Below are 14,350 nucleotides of genomic sequence, written 5' to 3' on the forward strand. Positions count from 1 at the left end.
TTGCGAGTTGTGACGCGCCGAAAAACCTGAATAATGCTCATATTCTGACCGATTCGGGAGACGACCCCATGAACCAAGCCCTTCACGCCCCTGCAGCCCCCACTGACCTCACCGTTCGCCGCTTGGCCGTGGACCTGAGCCAAGGCTTTTCACGGCACTGGAACGGCGGCGATGCCTTCTTGACGGCTTATGCCAACGCCTTGTCGATGAGCTTTCCGGTCGGTGAGCAGTTTTTCATCGACTCGGTCAAAAACGGTGCCAAGGTCTTGCCCGACACGCCCGAAAATGCCGACCTCAAAGCGGTCGTCAAAGGCTTCATCGGCCAAGAAGCCACACACCGCCATTTGCATGGTTTGTACAACGCCCACCTGGAAAAGCAGGGCTTGGTCAACCATTGGGGCCCACGGGCGGATCGCCGCATGCAAATGGGCCGTGATGAACTCTTCAGCAAGAGTGACAAAGGCCACCTGCACGAACTCGCCATCACGGCCGCCTTTGAGCATTTCACCTCCATTTTTGGCGACCTGACACTGGAGCGCTTGGACCAACCAGGTGACTGGTTTGCAGGGGCCGAAGAACCCCTCAAAACCCTGTGGCGCTGGCATGCCGCCGAAGAGTCAGAGCACAAATGCGTGGCCTTTGACCTGTACCAACGTTTGGGCGGCAACCACACTTGGCGCATGCGCTGGTTCTGGTATGTCACGGTGCAGTTCAGCACCGATGTACTGCGCCAAACCGTCAACAACCTCTGGCACGACAAGACACTCTTCAAGCCCTCCACTTGGTGGTCTGCAGGCAAATTCTTGTTCGGTCGGCACGGCATGGTCTGGCGGGTGGCCAAGCCCGTTTGGGAATACACGCGCAAGGACTTTCACCCCATGCAAGTGGGCCACCCCACGCAAGCCAACGACTGGCTCACAAGCCACGCCAACCAATGGACGGCCGTGGGGGCCAAGGCCTGAGATGCAAAAAGCCGGGCATGCCCGGCGCTGGTCAGGGTGTGACTTTTTCACGCACCCAATCGGGCAAATTCACCGCTTTTTGCTTCGGGAAATCCACCCAAATGGTGGTCGCTCCACCGGCCGCGTCCACGCGGCCGGGCTGGTCGACCCGCTCAAGCGTGCACCAGCTTTCAAAAGTGGTGCGCCCCGGATCGCTCACATACATCTTGGCCAAGATGTCGCCCGGGTATTCAAACTGCCGGTAAAAATTGCAAAACGCATTCACGATCACCGGGCCCTCGCCTTGAGGGTTCAGCTCAAAGCCGATGGTGTCGAACCAATCGATCCGCACCGACTCCAGGTAACGGAAGTACACCGTGTTGTTGACGTGGCCCATGGCGTCCATGTCGCCCCAACGGATGGGGATGACCATCTGATGCACGAGTTTTTTGTGTTCAGGCAACTCCAGCTTCATGGCTCGTTTCCTCAAACAGCAAAACCGTCATCGGCCGAAATGACCGCGCCATTGATGAAATGACTTTGGTCACTGGCCAGCATGACCAGCAAGGCATCCAGATCCTGCGGCTGGCCCACGCGCTTGCGCGGCAGCATGCTGATCAGTTTCTGGCCCTGCTCGGTTTCCCAATGGTGGTGGTTGATCTCGGTGTCGATGTAGCCGGGGCAAATCGCATTCACGTTGATGCCAAAACGACCCCACTCCACCGCAAACGCCTTGGTCATCTGGATCACGGCCGCCTTGCTCATGCAATAAACGCCAATTTGCGGCAGCACCTTCAGCCCCGCCATCGAGGCGATGTTGATGATGCGCCCGCCGGTGAAACTGCCGGGCGCAGCCCCTTTGGCGCGAGCCAGCATGCGTTTGCCCACTTCTTGGGCCACAAAAAATGCGCCACGGACATTGGTGTTCATGATGAAGTCGTAGTCTTCTTCGGTCACATCCTGGATGCGCTGGGTGGTGCTCACGCCCGAGTTGTTGACCAGGATGTCGATGCTGCCCATCTCAGTTTCGGCATGGGCCACTGCGGCGGCAATGCTGTGCCGGTCGGTCACGTCCATCTCGACCACATGGGCGTCACCGCCCGCCGCTTCGATCTCCGCACGCAGGTCTTTCAGCTTTTCAACGCGGCGGCTGGCCAGGACCACGCCAGCACCGGCAGCAGCCAGGGTTTTGGCAAATTGCGCACCCAAGCCACCCGATGCGCCGGTGACAAAGGCCACGCGGCCCGACAAATCAATTTCATAAGCCATGACAAAGTCCTTTCGGGATTGACTTTCGTGGGAGGCTGCCCCTGCAGCCGAATGTTGGAAGTGGCTCAGCACGCATTCGCGAGCAGGGGCTCGCTCCCACGAAGGCCAGAACGAGCTGGCTGGATCAAAAGCCGAGAGTTTCACGACCGTTGCTGCCAACGGGTGACACCATTGTGCAGGGGAACCGCCTTGATGACGCATAAAATGAGTCACACGTCCGACACGCCCGTGCCGGCCCCCCGAATCCACAACTTCAGACAGAGACGATCATGAGCCCCGAAGAAATTTTGAGCACTTATGGCCCCCGCGAATCCATGGAATACGACGTGGTCGTGGTCGGCGGCGGCCCCGGCGGCCTGTCGACCGCCATCCGCCTGAAACAGCTGGCCGCTGAAAAAGGCACAGATGTGTCTGTCGTGGTCCTTGAAAAAGGCGGCGAGCCCGGTGCCCACATCCTGAGCGGCGCGATCATGGACCCCAAGGCCCTGACCGAACTCTTCCCCGACTGGAAAGAACGCGGTGCCCCCCTCAACCAGCCCGTGACCGACGACGCCTGGAGCTTCCTGAGCGAGACCGGCGCGACCCGCACCCCCGGCATCTTTTTGCCCGAGTGCGCGCAAAACCACGGCAACTACATCATCAGCCTGAGCAACTTCACCCGCTGGCTGGGCCAGCAGGCCGAAAACCTGGGCGTGGAAATCTTCCCCGGCTTCACGGCCGCCGAAGTGCTCTACAACGACGACGGTTCGGTCAAGGGCGTGGCCACCGGCAACTTGGGGCTAGGCAAGGACGGCGAACCGACCGAGAACTTCCAGCTGGGCATGGCGCTGCACGGCAAATACACCGTGTTTGCCGAAGGCGCACGCGGCCACCTGGGCAAGCAGCTGATCGCCAAATACAAACTCGACGAAGGCCGTGACCCGCAAACCTACGGCATCGGCATCAAGGAAGTCTGGGAGATTGACCCTTCACGTCACACCCCCGGCTTTGTCATGCACACCGCTGGCTGGCCCATGAACAACGACACCTACGGTGGCGCCTTCATGTACCACATGGAAGACAACAAGATCGCCATCGGCTATGTGGTGGGTCTGGACTACGCCAACCCCTGGCTCAGCCCGTTCGAGGAATTCCAGCGTTGGAAAACCCACAACAACATCAAGTGGTATTTCACCAACGACGCGGGCGAAGTCAATGCCAAGCGCATCGGCTACGGTGCCCGCGCCATCACCGCAGGCGGCCTGATGAGCCTGCCCAAGACCGTGTTCCCGGGTGGCGCACTGGTGGGCTGTGACGCCGGTTACCTGAACGTCAGCCGCATCAAAGGCAGCCACGCTGCCATCAAGACCGGCATGCAGGCTGCCGAAGCGGCCTACGATGCCATCGTGGCCGGCCGCCAGCACGACGAGCTGAGCGCCTACCCCGAGGCTTTTGAAGCCAGCTGGCTGCATACCGAGCTGAACAAGTCGCGCAACTTCAAGACCTGGTTCAAGAAGGGCCTGACCGTGGCCGCCCTCATGAACGGCTTTGAGCAGTTCGTGCTGCGCGGCCACATCCCATGGACGCTGCGCCGTGACAAGGCCGACCACACGTACCTGAAGCCTGCGGCCGAGTGCCCCAAGATCGACTACCCCAAGCCCGATGGCAAGCTGACCTTTGACCGCCTCTCCAGCGTGTTCATCAGCAACACCAACCACGAAGAAAACCAGCCTGCACACCTGACGCTCAAGGACGCCTCGGTGCCCGTCAGCATCAACCTGGCCAAATACGCAGGCCCCGAGAGTCGCTATTGCCCGGCCGGTGTGTACGAGTTCGTCAAGAACGAAGACAACAGCGACCGCCTGCAGATCAACGCGCAAAACTGCGTGCACTGCAAGACCTGCGACATCAAGGACCCGACGCAAAACATCGTCTGGGTCACGCCCGAAGGCGGCGGCGGCCCGAACTACACAGGCATGTGAAATTGCCACGTTTGCAAAGAGGCCCCGAGGGGCCTCTTTTTTTGCCTGAACTTGCGTCCATGCAGCGTCACACAGGCTGCACAGCCCCCTCGAAAACCCGTAGAAAAGATTCAGCGATCTCACCCCATAATGAAATTTGTATGACAAGTTAACCCTTGTTGATACGCACCATTTCTACAGGAGACATTCAATGAAACTGAACAAACTGGCACTGGGCCTGAGCCTCTCTTTGGGTCTGATGGCGGCGTCGTCTGCGCAAACTGTCCTCAAACTGGGCTATGCCGTAGCGGCCACATCCCACTACGGCGTGGGTTCTACCGTCTTTTGCGATGAAATTGAAAAAGGCACCCAAGGCCGTTACAAGTGCCAGCAGTTTCCCAACAGTGCGCTGGGCGGTGAACGCGAAATGATCGAAGCCGTGCAACTGGGCACCCTGGACATCGTCAACACATCGACCGGCCCCGTGGGCAACTTTGTGCCCGAGGTCAAAATCGTGGACATCCCCTTCCTGTTTCGTGACTACGACCATGCCCGCAAAGTCATGGACGGTGCCATTGGCCAGGACATCCTGACCAAATTCCCCTCCAAAGGCTTGGTGGCATTGGCCTGGACCGAGAACGGGTTCCGCCACATGACCAACAGCAAGCGCGCCATCGTCAAACCCGCTGACGCTTCGGGCCTGAAGATGCGCACCATGGAAAACAAAGTGCACATGGAAGGCTACAAAGCCTTTGGCATTCAGCCCACACCCATGGCCTTTCCGGAAGTGTTTGGCGCGTTGCAGCAAGGCACTGTGGATGGACAGGAAAACCCGATCCCCGTGATCCTGGCTTCCAAGTTTTCGCAAGTGCAAAAACACCTGTCGCTCACCGGTCACGTCTACTCACCCGCACTGCTGATCACCTCGCCGCGCTTGATGAACAAACTCAGCGATGCCGACAAGAAAATCTTTTATGAAGCGGCCCAGAAAGCCAAAGTGGCTCAGCGTAAAAAAGTCAACGACGACGAGAACAGCGGTATCGCCCAACTCGAAAAAGACGGCATGAGCGTGGTTCGCAAGGTGGATGGCCAAGCCTTCCGCGATGCGCTGACCCCTGCTTATGCAGCCTACTCCAAAGAGTTTGGTGCAGACAACATCCGCAAGATTCAAGACATCCGCTGACACTTCGCAAGCGCAAACAGGCCTGTCTCAACACCATGTTGAACAGGCCTTTTTGATGGCCCAAGGCACCATGGACAGATCACCAAATGAAAAAATTCGAAGACTATTTCCTTTCGGTTAACCGATGGGCATTGATCCTGATTCTGGCCGTCATGTCGGTGATCATCTTCACCAACGTCGTGCTGCGCTACACCACCAGCCAGTCCATTGAATGGGCCGAAGAAGTGGCCCGTCACCTGATGATCTGGTTGACCTTCATCGGCTGCGGCCCTGTGCTGCGCTACGGCGGCCACATCGCCATTGAAAACCTGCAAGACAGTTTGCCCACCAAAGGCGCACAGGCTCTGCGCATCTTGATCGCCTTGCTGATCACCGGTTTCTGTGTGTTTTCCATCTGGTTCGGCCTGGAATACATGGATCGCACGCAATACCAGAGCACCCCAGCCACCCAAATTTCCTTTGCGTGGATCTATTTGGCCCTGCCCTTAGGCATGGGCATGACGCTGATCCATTGGCTGCTGATCGTTCGCAGCTACATCGCCCGCCGCGAATTTGCCAGCGACGCCCACTTTGACGCCACTGCGAGTGCATCCCTATGAGCGCCAGCCTGATCCTCCTGATTTCCGCCTGCGTCTACCTGGCCATTGGCGTGCCGGTGGCCTTTGCCCTGGGCCTGTCCACCGTCACCGCGCTGGTCATCTCGGACGCCTACCCCATGCTGGCCTTGCTGAAGGAAACCTTCACCGGCGTGGACAGCTTTCCGCTCATGGCGGTGCCCTTCTTCATTTTGGCGGCCGAGCTGATGAGCGGCGGCTCACTCACCGAGGTGCTGCTCAAGTTCGCGGGTCAGTTTGTAGGCCACAAGCGCGGTGGTCTGGGCTACACCAACGTGGTGTCGCTCACCTTTTTCTCGGGCATCTCGGGCTCGGCCCTGGCCGATGCCGCCGGGCCCGGCTCCATGCTGATCCGCATGATGGACAAGGCCGGTTATGGCCGCCCCTACGCCGCAGCGCTCACGGCGTCCACCGCCATCGTGGGCCCGATCATTCCACCCTCGATCATCATGATCATTTACGCCCTGGCCGACGACAACGTCTCGGTGGGTGCGCTGTTCATCGCGGGTTTGATTCCGGGTGTACTGATCGCTGCGGCCATGTGCCTGGTGAACTACTACATCTCCAAACAGCGCAACTACAAAGGTGACGGCCAATTGCCCACGATGGCCGAAATTGTGCAAACCACCTGGAAGGCATTGCCCGCCATCTTGCTGCCGGTGCTCATTCTGGGCGGCATGCGCGCAGGCTGGTTCACCCCCACCGAAGCCTCGGTAGTGGCGGTGTTTTATGCGCTGATCTGCGGCAAATACGTCTACCGCACGCTCGAATGGAAGGCTGTGCCCGACATCCTCTCGCGCTCGGCTCTGCTCACGGCCTCTGTGCTGTTGATCATCGGCACGTCCGCCTCGTTCGCCTGGATTTTGACCATCGAAGGCATGCCGCAAACCGTGGCCAACTGGATTTCCAGCATGCACCTGGATGCCTGGACCTTCCTGATCGTCATCAACGTCTTCCTGCTGATCTTCGGCATCTTCATCGAGCCCCTGCCTGGCGTGATGGTGCTGGTGCCCATCCTGGCCCCCGTGGCGGCCAAGTTGGGCATCGACCCGATCCACTTTGCCATGGTGGTCATCTACAACCTCACGCTGGGCATGATCACGCCACCCGTCGGCGGCTTGCTGTTCGTGACGTCCAACGTCTCCAAGGTGCCGCTGAGTGAGCTCACACGGGAGCTCAAGCCCTTCCTGTGGGCACACGGTGCTGTGCTGGTCTTGCTGACCTTTATCCCTGCGCTGTCCAACTGGCTGCCGCATGTGATGGGCTTCAAATAAGTCTGCCTATAATTCAAAAACCAACGCCCCTCGGGGCGTTTTCTTTTGATCAAACGGTCCCCAGTTTTTCCGGACTCTGCACATGCCCATCCAATACTCCGAAGACCACACCTGGCTCCAACTCGAAGGTGACGGCGTCACCGCCGTCATGGGCATCACGGTGCACGCCCAAGACACCTTGGGTGACATCGTTTTTGTCGAGCTGCCCGCCATTGGCAAAACCTTTGCCGCCAAAGAAGTCGCTGGCGTGGTCGAGTCGGTCAAAGCTGCTGCCGATGTGCACATGCCTGCCGGTGGTGAAATCATCGAGGTCAATGAGGCCTTGCGTGACGACCCGTCGCTGGCCAACTCAGATCCTTTGGGCCAAGGCTGGTTTTTCAAAGTCAAACTGACCCAGCCGTCCGACCTGGACGCTTTGCACGACGAGGCAAGCTACCAAAAATTGACAGCCTGAGCGCGGTCGGTAGAATCCAGTTTTTCAGCTTCCAAATGGGGTGACGCCGGTTTTGCAACCGTCACCCCGAGTCGGACCCAATCCGACGTTCACCGTGGGAGAGATTGAAGGCCCAAAGCCTTCAACGCCGAAGGAGCAACCACCCCGGAAACTCTCAGGCAAAAGGACCGTGGTGAACAAAGCACTCTGAAGAGTTGCCGGGATTCGTCCCCCGGCACACCGCAGGAGCAAGCCCCAAGCCTTCCAGAGGCCGGGTGAATCTCTCAGGTTTCAAACAGAGGGGGTCGTGCTGCACACATCCGGTGTGCAGTGCGTCCATCCGTTTGAGACGTTTTACTGAGAGAACTCCCATGACAAACATGGTCAAAAAACACATGGTGATTGTCGGCGGCGGCATCACAGGCGTCACCAGCGCCTACGCCCTGGCCCAACAAGGCATCCAGGTCACCCTGATCGAGAAAAACCGCTACCCCGGCATGGAAACATCCTATGCCAACGGCGGCCAGCTGTCCGCCTCCAACGCCGAGGTCTGGACCCACCCCTCCACCATCGTCAAGGGCCTCAAGTGGATGCTCAAAAGCGACGCCCCACTGCTGATGAACCCAGCCCCCACCTGGCACAAACTCAGCTGGATGGCCGAATTTGTGGCGGCCATTCCCAAGTACAAAGAAAACACCATCGCCACGGCCCAACTGGCCATTGCCTCGCGCGAACACCACTTTGCCTGGGCCGAAGCCGAAGGCATCGACTTTGACCACAAGCGCGAAGGCATCCTGCACATCTACCGCGACAAAAAAGGCTTTGACCACGCGGGTGAAGTATCCAAGCTGCTGGCCCAAGGTGGTCTGCCACGCCGCGCCGTGACGCCCGAAGAAATGAAAGCCATCGAGCCGACCTTGCAAGGTCAGTACTACGGTGGCTATTTCACCGAGAGCGACTCCACAGGCGACATCCACAAATTCACCTTCGGCCTGGCCAAAGCCTGCGAACGCATGGGCGTGAAGATTTTGACCGAGCACCAGGTGCTGAATGTGGCATCGAACGGCCAAACCGCCACCGTGCAAGTGCAACACCAAGGCCAAACCGAAACCCTCAGCTTTGACGGCATCGTGATCTGCGCAGGCGTGCACGGTCGCAAGCTGGCGGCCCAGTTGGGTGACCGTTTGAACATCTACCCGGTCAAGGGTTACTCGATCACCGTCGGCCTGAACGACGAAGCCAGCCAGGCTGCCGCCCCGCAAGTGAGTTTGCTGGACGACGAAACCAAGCTGGTCACCAGCCGTCTGGGCACAGACCGTTTCCGCGTGGCGGGCACCGCCGAGTTCAACGGCATTGACCTGGACATCCGCGCCGACCGCATCAAGCCACTGGTGAACTGGGTCAACGAGTGCTTCCCTGGCGTGGACACCCGCAGGGTGGAACCATGGGCCGGTTTGCGCCCCATGATGCCGACCATGCTGCCGCGTGTCGGCGCTGGCAAAAAAGCCAACGTGTTCTACAACACCGGCCACGGCCACCTGGGCTGGACCTTGTCGGCCATCACGGCGCACCAACTGGCGGGGCATGTGATGCAAAGCCATGGCACCACGGCACGGTCCTTCGTGTCTTCGGGCACGCCCGCGCTGAACGCACGCTAACACCGGCACCTGCGCAAGCACAAAAGCCCTCGCGCCTTGGCGTCGCCTTGGTGCAGAGGGCTTTTTCTGTGTCCAAGGACACTCACGCATTTGGCTCAAGCCAAAAAATGACTCAGAAGAACATCAGGGGACCGCACATGAACACCACACAACAACAATTTGCCAGCGACAACTACGCGGGCGCCTGTCCAGAAGCCCTGCAAGCGCTGCTGGACGCCAACAACAGCGGGCATGAGCCCGCCTATGGCGATGACCGCTGGACCGAACGCTCCAGCAACATGTTGCGCGAGTTGTTCGAGATCAATTGCGACGTGTATTACGTCTTCAACGGCACAGCGGCCAACTCCTTGGCACTTGCGTCCATGTGCCAGAGCTACCACTCGGTCATTTGCACACCGGTGGCGCATGTGGAGACCGACGAGTGCGGGGGGCCGGAATTTTTCTCCAACGGCTCCAAACTGCTGGTGGCCGAAGGCCTATCGGCCCAAGCCCAACGCGGCAAGCTCACGCCCGAAGCCATTGAGGCCCTGGTCACCAAACGCAGCGACATCCACTACCCACGCCCCAAGGTCGCCTCCATCACCCAAGCCACCGAACTGGGCACGGTCTACAGCGTGGACGAAGTCCGTGCCTTGTCCTGGATGGCCAAAAAGCACAGCCTGAAACTGCACATGGACGGCGCCCGCTTTGCCAACGCGGTGGCGCACCTGGGCTGCAGCCCTGCCGAAATCACCTGGAAGGCGGGGGTGGACGTGCTGTGTTTCGGCGGCACCAAGAACGGCTTGCCCGTGGGCGAAGCGGTGGTCTTTTTTGACCGCGAGCTGTCGCAAGACTTTGCATGGCGCGTCAAGCAGGCAGGGCAACTGGCGTCCAAAATGCGCTTCATTTCGGCCCCTTGGGTCGGTTTGCTGGACAACGACACCTGGCTGCGCAACGCTCGCCATGCCAATGCCATGGCGCAGCGCCTCTACACAGGACTGTCGCAAATCCATGGCGTTCAAGTGTTGCACGCCCCCGAGGCCAACGGCGTGTTCGCCCAGCTGCCCAAACCCCTGATTGACGCCTTGCATGCCAATGGCTGGAAGTTCTACCAGTTCATCGCTGGCGGTGGCTGCCGCTTCATGTGCGCGTGGGACACGAGCGAAGCCTCGGTCGATGCCTTGCTGGCCGACATGCAGGCGCTCGGCTGAACATCGGGGACAATCCATCCCCTCTGCGTTCAACCATTGAAGAGCACTCCATGTCCCTTGAAGTCCAGCGCGTTGATTACCAAAACCCAGCACATGCCCAAGCCCTGGTGATGCTGCTGGACGCCTATGCCCAAGACGCGATGGGCGGTGGTGAAGCTTTGGCGCTCGATGTGAAAGCGCGCCTGTGCGATGACCTGGCCAAGCGGACCGATGCCGCCAGCTTCATCGCCTGGCTGGGCGATACACCTGTGGGCCTGATCAACTGCATTGAGGGCTATTCGACCTTCAAGGCACGCCCTTTGATGAACATCCACGACATCGCCGTGCTGCCCGGTCACCGGGGCATGGGGATCGGTCAGGCCTTGCTGGCCGCAGCACAACAACATGCCACCGACCATGGCTGCTGCAAGCTCACGCTGGAGGTCCTCACCGGCAATGCGCGGGCCCTCAAAAGCTACGTCGGTTTTGGCTTTGAACCCTACGCGCTCGACCCCGCTGCGGGCCAAGCCAGCTTCATGCAAAAGTGGCTTTGACTTGGCTTTAACGGGGCTTTGAAGCCGCTCAAAAATCCGTATTGGCCTGAACCTGCTCTTTGGCCAGCTGCCACTGCTCTTTGAGCCAACGCTTGAGCTCGGCGTCGTTTTGAATGCGGCGCAAATCGCCCGCCAGGCTGTCCACGCTGTGGCGCTGGTCGGCCTGGATGCGCTGCAGTGACAGGCTCAGGACCGCCTCATCCGCATCGGCCCGCACGGGCACGCACAGCTCCCGGGTCAGGCGGCTTTGCAGTTGGTCCAGATCGTCTTCGAGCGCTGCGACTTGCTCTTTGAGCAGCAAGGCCATGGCGATCAGCTTGTCGTCGGCCATACGTGCTGTGCTCTGGGGGTTGACTTGCGTCACCTGCATTTGCAGGCGCAGCAAGGTGGTCAGATCGTTTTTTTCATAAGCGGCATTGACCTCGCTCATCAAGCCGGTTTTGCGCAGGCGCTCTTGTTCGTCGGGCTCGCGGTCCGGGTGCAGGGCGCTGGCCAGTTGACGATAAATCGTGCGGATGGCGCTTTTGGCATCGGCTTCGCGCAGCAGGGCCACCGGCACTTCGCCTTTTTCGGCCGCAGCGCTTTTCTTTTGCGCTTGTTTTTGCGCTTTTCGGGCGGCACGTTTGGCGGCCTTGCGATCATCGTCGGCCTGTTGCTGGCGTTGCCACTGGCGCATCCCGGCCTGCATCATGTCTTCGGGCGTCTGGTACTGGCTGGGTTTTTCAAGGGGCTGGCCCAAAGCTTCTTCGATGCGTTCACGCAGGCGCTGCGCCGCCTCGGCCTGCTCTTCGGCCGCTTCCTGCGCGTCTTCTTCGCTCACGTACACATCCGCCAGCGCCTGCACTTGCGGGTCGGCCATGGCGGCCAGTTGCCCGATCAAGCTGCGCAACTTGCCACGGGCCATGCGTTGCTGCTGCACCGTCAGGTCTGCCGTTTGCAGGCGTTCATGCAAAAACAAGAGCAGGTTTTTGCGGTGCGCCTGCGCTTGTTGCACCGACTCGCGCAAGGCCTGAATGTGCACGTAACGGTGCCGGTCAGACCACGCTTCCAGGCGCTGGATGTGCGCCGATAACAACTCGATCCGGGCCAACAGTTCATTGAAGCGCTGCTGGGCGGGCGTGAGTTGGGCTTGCGCAGATGCCTGCACCATCAAGGTGGACAGGGGTGGTGCAGCGTTCGGGGGCGTTTCGGGCAAGGGCGTCATCAGAAAAAGTCAATCGGGCAGAGGCGCGTGGGGCTGCTGGATGTTAACGCCCCCGGTGTGCGAGAGGTCGCCCCTGCGGCCGAATGGGGACAAGGGCTGCGCCCGTTGATAATCCCCCTAACTGTTTCGAAAACCGCCAACCTGATGTCCAGCCCCGCCCCGTTCAAGATCCTGAGCCTCATCCCGCCGATGACGCAGCTCAACACCCCCTACCCGTCCACGGCCTACCTGACGGGTTTTTTGCGTTCGCGGGGCTTCGATGCGGCGCAAGAAGATCTGGCCCTGGGCACCGTGCTGGCCTTGCTGAACAAAAAAGGCCTGACCGCCTTGCGCGACGCGGCATTGGCTTTGCCCATCGAAGACCGCTCTGGCCCGGTGAACTTTTTCCTCGACCACTTCAAAGATTACGCCGTCAGCATCGACCCGGTGATCGCCTTTTTGCAGGGTCGCGACAGCACCCTGAGCCACCGCATCGCGGGCCGGGGCTTTTTGCCCGAGGGTCCGCGCTTTGCGGCGCTCGACGCCTACGACGATGACGGCACGGGTGACCCGATTGGCTGGGCTTTTGGCGCTTTGGGCCAGACCGACCGTGCCCGGCACCTCGCCACGCTGTATTTGAACGATCTGGCCGACGTGCTGCGCGATGCGGTCGACGAAGGCTTTGAATTCGTGCGCTACGCCGAGCGCCTGGCCGCCAGCCAGCCCAGCTTTGACGCACTGGCCGAGGCGCTGGCCGAGCCGCCCAACCTGATCGACAACACGCTGGAGCGCCTGGCCTTGCAAGCCATCGAGCGCCACCAGCCGCAACTGGTGCTGCTGTCCGTGCCCTTCCCCGGCTCGGTCTATGCGGCGTTTCGCATGGCCCAGTGCATCAAGCGGGCGCACCCGCACATCCGCATCGGCCTGGGTGGCGGCTTTGTGAACACCGAGCTGCGCGAATTGAAAGACGCCCGTGTCTTCGATCATGTGGACTACGTCACGCTGGATGGCGGCGAACGCCCGCTGCTCAGTCTGATCGAGCACCTGCAAGGCCAGCGCAGCTTGCCAAGATTGCAGCGAACTTTCATCAAAAACGATGCAGGCCAGGTGCAGTACATCAACCTGCAAGAGCCCGACATCGCTTTTGAAGAGGTGGGCACGCCCACCTGGGACGGCTTGCCGCTGCATAAATATCTGTCGCTCTTGGACATGCTCAACCCCATGAACAGGCTGTGGAGCGACGGGCGCTGGAACAAGCTCACCGTGGCGCACGGCTGCTACTGGAAGAAATGCAGCTTTTGCGACGTGAGCCTGGATTACATCAGCCGCTACGAAACCGCGCAGGCCAGCACCCTGGTGGACCGCATCGAGCAGATCGTGGCCGAGACGGGCCAGACCGGCTTTCACTTTGTGGACGAAGCCGCACCGCCCAAAGCCCTCAAGGCCCTGGCCGAAGAAATCCTGCGCCGGGGTGTGCAAATCTCCTGGTGGGGCAACATCCGCTTTGAAAAAACCTTCACACCCGAGCTGTGCGACTTGCTGGCGCAAAGCGGGTGTATTGCCATGTCGGGCGGCCTCGAAGTCGCGTCTGACCGCTTGCTTGCGCTGATGAAAAAAGGCGTGTCGGTCGAGCAGGTGGCGCAAGTGACCAAAGGCTTTGCCGACGCGGGCGTGCTGGTGCATGCCTACCTGATGTACGGCTTTCCGACGCAAACCGTGCAGGACACGGTGGACGCGCTCGAATACGTGCGCCAGCTGTTTGAAAACGGCTGCATCCACAGCGGCTTTTTCCACCGCTTTGTCTGCACCGTGCATTCGCCCGTGGGCCAAAACCCCGAGGCTTATGGCGTGCAGCTGCTGCCCCTGCCCGAAGGCACGTTTGCCAAGAACGATGTGGGCTTTGTCGACCCGACCCCCATGCCTGCGGGCGTGGACCATGATCTGCTGGGCCAGGGCCTCAAAAAAGCCATCTACAACTTCATGCACGGCGTGGGCGTGGACGCCGATGTGCGCCAGTGGTTTGAGCTGCCTAAAGGGCAATGCCCCAAAACCACCGTGCCACGCCACAAAATCGCCAAGGCGCTGGGTTGAAACCGGCTTGCATGGGCAGGTCGGCGGCTTCAGCCCCGACA

Annotated in this window: 13 protein-coding genes and 1 riboswitch; of the genes, 10 read left to right on the top strand and 3 right to left on the bottom strand. The window is 60.1% G+C overall.

The annotated features are described in order from the left end of the window. Positions 1 to 68: 68 nt before the first annotated feature. Positions 69 to 962: a metal-dependent hydrolase gene (locus ACZ5VE_RS08710; RefSeq protein WP_464454795.1), complete on the top strand. Its 894-nt coding sequence runs from the start codon at positions 69 to 71 to the stop codon at positions 960 to 962. 31 nt (positions 963 to 993) lie between these two features. On the opposite strand, the gene ACZ5VE_RS08715 is transcribed toward ACZ5VE_RS08710, so the two are convergent. Together ACZ5VE_RS08715 and ACZ5VE_RS08720 are read right to left on the bottom strand one after the other, a co-directional pair. Continuing rightward, positions 994 to 1,416: an acyl-CoA thioesterase gene (locus tag ACZ5VE_RS08715; RefSeq protein ID WP_464454796.1), complete on the bottom strand. Its 423-nt coding sequence runs from the start codon at positions 1,414 to 1,416 to the stop codon at positions 994 to 996. Between the two features lie 11 nt (positions 1,417 to 1,427). Further along, entirely contained in the window at positions 1,428 to 2,210 is a 783-nt protein-coding gene (locus tag ACZ5VE_RS08720; protein WP_464454797.1) for an SDR family oxidoreductase, read from the bottom strand. Positions 2,211 to 2,479: 269 nt separating this feature from the next. Between ACZ5VE_RS08720 and ACZ5VE_RS08725 the strand changes: the two genes are divergently transcribed. The 8 genes from ACZ5VE_RS08725 to ACZ5VE_RS08760 all read left to right on the top strand — a co-directional run bounded on the left by ACZ5VE_RS08725 (position 2,480) and on the right by ACZ5VE_RS08760 (position 11,035). Continuing rightward, positions 2,480 to 4,171, top strand: a complete 1,692-nt coding sequence (locus ACZ5VE_RS08725; RefSeq protein ID WP_464454798.1) for an electron transfer flavoprotein-ubiquinone oxidoreductase — start codon at positions 2,480 to 2,482, stop codon at positions 4,169 to 4,171. Positions 4,172 to 4,361: 190 nt separating this feature from the next. Further along, a complete protein-coding gene (locus tag ACZ5VE_RS08730; RefSeq protein ID WP_464454799.1) occupies positions 4,362 to 5,333 on the top strand; it encodes a TRAP transporter substrate-binding protein in 972 nt (323 codons plus the stop codon). A gap of 86 nt (positions 5,334 to 5,419) precedes the next feature. After that, positions 5,420 to 5,932 carry a TRAP transporter small permease gene (locus ACZ5VE_RS08735; protein ID WP_464454800.1) on the top strand — a complete coding sequence of 171 codons (513 nt, stop codon included), beginning with the start codon at positions 5,420 to 5,422 and terminating at the stop codon, positions 5,930 to 5,932. Continuing rightward, positions 5,929 to 7,221 carry a TRAP transporter large permease gene (locus ACZ5VE_RS08740; protein ID WP_464454801.1) on the top strand — a complete coding sequence of 431 codons (1,293 nt, stop codon included), beginning with the start codon at positions 5,929 to 5,931 and terminating at the stop codon, positions 7,219 to 7,221. The genes ACZ5VE_RS08735 and ACZ5VE_RS08740 overlap by 4 nt, the downstream gene beginning before the upstream one ends. 82 nt (positions 7,222 to 7,303) lie before the next feature. After that, on the top strand, positions 7,304 to 7,675 hold the full coding sequence (gene gcvH / locus ACZ5VE_RS08745) for a glycine cleavage system protein GcvH (protein WP_464454802.1): 372 nt from the start codon (positions 7,304 to 7,306) through the stop codon (positions 7,673 to 7,675). Positions 7,676 to 7,760: 85 nt separating this feature from the next. Further along, positions 7,761 to 7,855, top strand: a riboswitch (glycine riboswitch). A gap of 170 nt (positions 7,856 to 8,025) precedes the next feature. Next, complete coding sequence (locus ACZ5VE_RS08750; RefSeq protein WP_464454803.1) at positions 8,026 to 9,312, top strand: D-amino acid dehydrogenase; 1,287 nt, start codon at positions 8,026 to 8,028, stop codon at positions 9,310 to 9,312. 137 nt (positions 9,313 to 9,449) lie between these two features. Next, entirely contained in the window at positions 9,450 to 10,502 is a 1,053-nt protein-coding gene (locus ACZ5VE_RS08755; protein ID WP_464454804.1) for a threonine aldolase family protein, read from the top strand. Between the two features lie 50 nt (positions 10,503 to 10,552). Next, positions 10,553 to 11,035: a GNAT family N-acetyltransferase gene (locus ACZ5VE_RS08760; RefSeq protein ID WP_464454805.1), complete on the top strand. Its 483-nt coding sequence runs from the start codon at positions 10,553 to 10,555 to the stop codon at positions 11,033 to 11,035. A 28-nt stretch (positions 11,036 to 11,063) separates the two neighbouring features. Here the strand turns inward: ACZ5VE_RS08760 and ACZ5VE_RS08765 are convergent, their stop codons facing one another. Beyond that, entirely contained in the window at positions 11,064 to 12,239 is a 1,176-nt protein-coding gene (locus ACZ5VE_RS08765; RefSeq protein WP_464454806.1) for a J domain-containing protein, read from the bottom strand. Between the two features lie 144 nt (positions 12,240 to 12,383). Here ACZ5VE_RS08765 and ACZ5VE_RS08770 point away from each other — a divergent pair, with 144 nt between their 5' ends. Further along, complete coding sequence (locus ACZ5VE_RS08770; RefSeq protein WP_464454807.1) at positions 12,384 to 14,309, top strand: B12-binding domain-containing radical SAM protein; 1,926 nt, start codon at positions 12,384 to 12,386, stop codon at positions 14,307 to 14,309. Positions 14,310 to 14,350 lie beyond the last annotated feature (41 nt).

It is taken from the genome of Limnohabitans sp. INBF003, from assembly GCF_055396645.1.